This window comes from Nonomuraea zeae (assembly GCF_005889725.1).
GTDB classification, from domain to species: Bacteria; Actinomycetota; Actinomycetes; order Streptosporangiales; family Streptosporangiaceae; genus Nonomuraea; species Nonomuraea zeae.
Window position 1 is genome coordinate 1 of sequence record NZ_VCKX01000496.1, and the last position, 5,192, is coordinate 5,192.

At 66.9% G+C, this 5,192-nt stretch carries 6 protein-coding genes; 5 read left to right on the forward strand and 1 reads right to left on the reverse strand.

The annotated features are described in order from the left end of the window. Positions 1-907 precede the first annotated feature (907 nt). Positions 908-1,837, reverse strand: coding sequence for a non-homologous end joining protein Ku (gene ku, locus ETD85_RS59830; protein WP_138698685.1), 930 nt, complete (start codon positions 1,835-1,837; stop codon positions 908-910). An 80-nt stretch (positions 1,838-1,917) separates the two neighbouring features. Here ku and ligD (ETD85_RS59835) point away from each other — a divergent pair, with 80 nt between their 5' ends. The 5 genes from ligD (ETD85_RS59835) to ETD85_RS59855 all read left to right on the forward strand — a co-directional run bounded on the left by ligD (ETD85_RS59835) (position 1,918) and on the right by ETD85_RS59855 (position 5,096). Next, the gene (ligD, locus tag ETD85_RS59835; protein ID WP_206059593.1) at positions 1,918-2,799 is read left to right on the forward strand and encodes a non-homologous end-joining DNA ligase; all 882 of its coding nucleotides are present in this window, start codon (positions 1,918-1,920) and stop codon (positions 2,797-2,799) included. Next, a complete protein-coding gene (gene ligD / locus ETD85_RS59840) occupies positions 2,796-3,668 on the forward strand; it encodes a non-homologous end-joining DNA ligase (RefSeq protein ID WP_138698687.1) in 873 nt (290 codons plus the stop codon). Before ligD (ETD85_RS59835) ends, ligD (ETD85_RS59840) begins: the two co-directional genes overlap by 4 nt. A 43-nt stretch (positions 3,669-3,711) precedes the next feature. Then, positions 3,712-3,921 carry a hypothetical protein gene (locus tag ETD85_RS59845; protein ID WP_138698688.1) on the forward strand — a complete coding sequence of 70 codons (210 nt, stop codon included), beginning with the start codon at positions 3,712-3,714 and terminating at the stop codon, positions 3,919-3,921. Positions 3,922-4,153: 232 nt separating this feature from the next. Beyond that, positions 4,154-4,774 (forward strand): TetR/AcrR family transcriptional regulator, encoded by a 621-nt coding sequence (locus ETD85_RS59850; protein WP_170247455.1) that lies wholly within the window; start codon positions 4,154-4,156, stop codon positions 4,772-4,774. Positions 4,775-4,862: 88 nt separating this feature from the next. Beyond that, the gene (locus ETD85_RS59855; RefSeq protein ID WP_138698690.1) at positions 4,863-5,096 is read left to right on the forward strand and encodes a DUF3107 domain-containing protein; all 234 of its coding nucleotides are present in this window, start codon (positions 4,863-4,865) and stop codon (positions 5,094-5,096) included. Positions 5,097-5,192 lie beyond the last annotated feature (96 nt).

Genomic DNA, 5,192 nt, shown 5'->3' on the forward strand with positions numbered 1-5,192 from the left:
TCGTCTCCAATCCCCCGCATCCTGCATATATCCGGCCGAAAAACCAACAAACCGGAATTGCCAGTTTTTGCCCGACACCAGGCCCGCCCATGACAATCACCCGGCCCGCCATCACATATAAGCCCGCCACTGGAGTGCGGTCGGAAACGCAGTTAGGACCCCACCGGACCGGCGGGGCCCTCACTAGAAGATGCCGCGAGAGAATGAAAATGTGGCGACGGCGTCGGTTGTAGCCGCAGCGGCGGTGGCGGCGGTGCTCGCTGGAGCACCCACCCCCGCCAAGGTGGACGCTGTCGAAGAGTCATCCGATAAGTGTCATTACCGAGGTTATGGCGAACAAAACAGGAATGAACCCATTTTGCAGTGCATTAACGATGTTATTGCTTGCCTTAAGTGTGCATTCCGTGAAATATTATGAATTGTCCCGATATGTCCCATTCGATGATCGCCGGAACGAGGAACCGCGGGTGCAACCGCGCGGCCGATCAGCCCGTGGTGGATATGGCTCGGGTGCGGAATGACGTGCGGTCGCTCATGACGCAGACGCGACAACTCGGGGGTGGCGAGAAGGGCGGGGCTGACGGTCTCCGGCCCAGGAGGCATCCCGCGATCGTCGGCAATCCGCGAAGCGTCAGGTGCACGTGGACGATCCGTGCCAGGCCCGTGCGCGGGCCATGCGAATAACCGAAGAGGAGGGTTCCTCGGGCGGCGACGGCGAGGCCGGTCGGAGAACGAGGCCGGCCAAGTGACAAGGCCCATCTGATGACGAGGACCGACGGGCGATGCGGCCCTACGGCGGATGCGGCCCGACAGGGAACGCGGCCCCGTCGAAAGCACGGCTACAGGAAGCCCAGCCCCACCGGAAGCACGGCGACAGGGAGCGCCGCCCGTCGGGGAGCGAGCGAGGTCAGGCGGACTTGCGGGTCTTGCGCTTCGGCTGCGCCTTTTCCTGAGCCTTCTCGTCGGCCTTCTCGTCGGCCTTCTCGTCGGCCTTGTCCGCAGCCTTGACCCCGTTCTTGGACTTGCCGCCCGCCGCCTTCTTCTGCTTGGCCGGCCCGCCCTCGCGCTCCCGCTTGGCGGCCTCGACGCTCGCCCGCAGCGCGGCCATGAGGTCCACCGCCGGTCGCGCTTCCTCCTCCTCGGAGGGCGCGATGACCTCCTTGCCCGCCACCTTCGCCTCGATCACCTGCTGCAGCGCCTCGCGGTAGGTGTCGTGGTACTCGCTCGGGTCGAAGTCCGACTCCATCGTGGTGATCAGGGACTCGGCCATCTTGAGCTCCTGAGCGCGTACCTCGATGTCCTCTTCCAGGAAACCGAAGTCGGGCGCCCGGATCTCGTCGGGCCAGAGCATCGTCTCCAGGACGAAGACGCCGTCGCGCACCCGCAGCGTGGCCAGGGACTCGCGTTGCCGCAGCGCCACCTTGACCACCGCCACCTGGCCCGAGCTCTCCAGGGCGTTGCGCAGCAGCACGTACGGCTTCGCGCCCTGCGCGTCGGGCTCCAGGTAGTACGACTTGGCGAAGTAGATGGGATCGATCTGTTCGGCCGGAGTGAACTGGAGGACGTCGATCCGGCGCGACGTGCTCAGGGGCAGGTCCTCGAAATCCTCGTCGGTGAGCACGACGATCTCGCCCGTGGCCAGCTCGTAGCCCTTGGCGATGTCCGCGTACGGGACCTCTTCGCCGTCCTGCGTGCACACGCGCTTGTAGCGGATCCGCCCGCCGTCCTTGCGGTGCACCTGGTGGAACGACACGTCCTTCTGCTCGGTCGCCGAGTAGAGCTTGACCGGGATGGTGACCAGCCCAAAGGAGATCGCACCCTTCCAGATGCTGCGCATGAGCACTCCTCAGCTCTCAACGGCTCGCCAATGGGCACATACCCGTCATGGGGCAACCAATGCCATACCCGATCGAACCAATGCTGGCTGTACCTGGGGAACTACCCTCCGATCGCGACCAGTACGGCCTCGAGGTCAAGTGGGACGGCATCCGCGCCCTCGTCAATCTGGACGGCGGGCTGAAGGTGACGGGACGGCATGGAGTGGAGTACACCCGGCGATATCCCGAAATTTCAGGGTTCGGGGTGAAGAACGCGATCATCGACGGCGAGGTCGTGGCGCTCGACCCGCGCGGCAGGCCCAGTTTCGAACGCCTGCAACACCGGATGCACCTGACCGATCCCGAGCCGGCGATGCTGCGGCTCTACCCGGTCACGTACATCCCCTTCGACCTGCTCTATCTCGACGGCATGCCGCTGTTCGACCTGTCGTACCGCGATCGCCGCGCCCTGCTCGACGAGCTGGACATCGGGGCGCCCCCGTACTTCCCCGGCGCCTCCGACCTGCTCACCGCCACGCACGAGCAGGGGCTGGAAGGCGTGGTCGCCAAGCGGATGGACTCCCCCTACCGGGCGGGCACGCGCTCGCCCTGGTGGGTCAAGGTGAAGAACCTGAGCACCAGGGAGGTCGTGATCGGCGGCTGGAAACCGGGCAAGGGGCGGCGGGCGGGCGGGATCGGATCGTTGATCATGGGGGTGTTCACCGACACAGGGCTGACGTACGTGGGGCACGTCGGCACCGGGTTCACCGATGCCGCGCTGGACGACATCTACCGGATGCTGCGGCCGCTGGAGATCCCCCGCAGCCCGTTCCGTAATGAGGTGCCGTGGCGGAATCGATGGGTTAGGCCGGATCTGGTCGGGGAGGTGGCCTACACGATGTGGACCGACGAGCAGCGGCTGCGGCACCCCGTGTGGCGGGGTTTGCGACCCGACAAGCTCCCCTCGGAGGTGACCCGATGAAGGTGCCGGTCAAGGTCGACGGGCGCGAGCTGACGCTGAGCAACCTGGACAAGGTGCTCTACCCCGACTACGGCTTCACCAAGGCCGAGGTCATCGACTACTACAGCCGCGTCGCGCCCGTGCTCCTGCCGCACCTCCAGGGCAGGCCCCTGACGGTCAAGCGCTACCCGAACGGCGTCACCGGCCAGTTCTTCTTCGAGAAGAACGCCCCGGAACACACCCCTGGCTGGGTCAGACGGGTGAACCTGCCCGTGCCCGGCAGCACCAAGAACCGCGAGAGCATCGACTTCGCCATCGTCGACGACCTGCCCACGCTCGTCTATTACGCGAACCTCGCCGCCCTTGAGCTCCACGTCCCCCAATGGCGGGTCGACGAGGACGGGCAGGCGCTCCCGCCGGACACGCTGGTGTTCGACCTCGACCCCGGCGCGCCCGCGAACATCGTCGAGTGCTGCCGGGTGGCGCTCATGCTGCGCGAGGTGCTGTCGGCGGAGGGGCTCACCGCCAGGCCCAAGACGAGCGGCAACAAGGGCATGCAGCTCTACGCGGACTGGGACTGCCGGGAGGAGCCCTCCGCATACGCCAAACGGCTCGCCCAGCTCCTGGAGAAGGAGCACCCGCAGGACGTCGTCAGCGTGATGGCGAAGAAGGCCAGGCCGGGCAAGGTCTTCATCGACTGGAGCCAGAACAACCCCGCCAAGACCACCATCGCGCCGTACTCCCTGCGGGCGAGGGAGCAGCCGACGGTTTCGACGCCGCTGCTGTGGAAGGAGGTGGAGGGCTGCGAACGGCCGGAGGACCTGGTGTTCACCGCGCAGGACATACTCGCCAGAGTGGAGAAACGCGGTGACCTTTTCGGCCGGGCGTAGGCTGGATCCGGCCGCACCAAGAGGGGGACCAAAGATGTCGGAAATGGACACGCGCGGGGACGACGGCACCTACGACGAGGAAGAGGAGGAGGAGCTCTCGATCGAGACGCCCGAGGCCGACGCGGCCGAGCAGCACCGCGAGCTTCGGCAGGGCGGTGGCAGGCTACGCCGTGAGGTGCCGCTCGACGTCGATCCCGCCGACGCGGCCGAGCAGGACCGCGTCGTGGAGCTCGACGATGACGACTACCGCTGAATTCTCGACGATGACGACTACCGCTGTATTGGCGTGATGACGACAGCCACACAGGCGACCGCAAGGACGACCGTACGGGCGACCGGGCGGGCGGCCGGGCCGACGACCGCGCAGCCGACCGGGCGGACGGCCGACGGGGAGGCCGGGACGTCGCGGATGACTGTCGGTGTGGCGTCGCCTACTCGCACGTAGGATGTCCGGACAGCCCGCTGAGAGACCTATGGAGACCCGCGTGACCGCAACCCCGGATGCCAAGCCCCGGGGCACCCGGCTGCCCCGACTCGCCCGCCGCCGGCAGCTGTTGAGCGCCGCGCAGGAAGTGTTCGTGGAGAACGGCTATCACGCGGCCGCCATGGACGAGATCGCCGATCGGGCCGGGGTCAGCAAGCCGGTGCTCTACCAGCACTTCCCCGGCAAGCTCGAGCTCTATCTGGCGCTGCTCGACCTGCACGTCGACGACATGGTCAACCGCTGCAGGGAAGCACTGGCCTCCACGAACGAGAACAAACTCCGCGTGCAGGCCACGTTCAGCGCATTCTTCGACTTCGTCTCCACACAGGGTGAGGCGTTCCGTCTCGTCTTCGAGTCCGACCTGCGTAACGTCGCGCCGGTGCGGCAGCGGGTGGAGCGTTCACTGCGCGAGTGCGCCGAGATGGTCTCGGCGGTCATCCAGGAGGACACCGGCTGCACCAGCGACGAGGCGCATCTGCTGGGCGTCGGGTTGGTGGGCATGGCGGAGGTGAGCGCCCGCTACTGGGTGACCACGCAGGGCTCGATCCCCAAAGACGCGGCCGAGCAGCTCATGGCGCGTCTCGCCTGGCGCGGCATCAGCGGTTTTCCGCGTACGGCATAACCCGTTCGCTCGGCGCGATCATTCACCCTTTCCTGGGTACGAGCGGCCACGATGGGATTGAGCTAGCCCCGTCGACTAGGGAGCCACGATGGAAGTCAAGATCGGCGTACGCTCCGTACACCGCGAACTCGTTGTCGAGACCGACCTGAGCGCTGAGCAGGTCGAAGAGGAGATCAGAAACGCACTGGCGGCCGATCGCGGCGGCGTCTTCGCCATCACCGACGCGAAGGGCCGGCGCGTGGTGGTGCCGGTGGCCTCGCTCGGGTTCGTCGAGATCGGCGAGGACGAGTCCCGGCCGGTCGGTTTCGGCGGCACGCTCTAGCGCTTGAGAGCCGGGGGTACGGCTTCGCGACGCCGTACCCCTGCACGGTCCTGCCACGCGCCGGCCCCCACCCGCCAAGGCCCGCCACCGCAACGC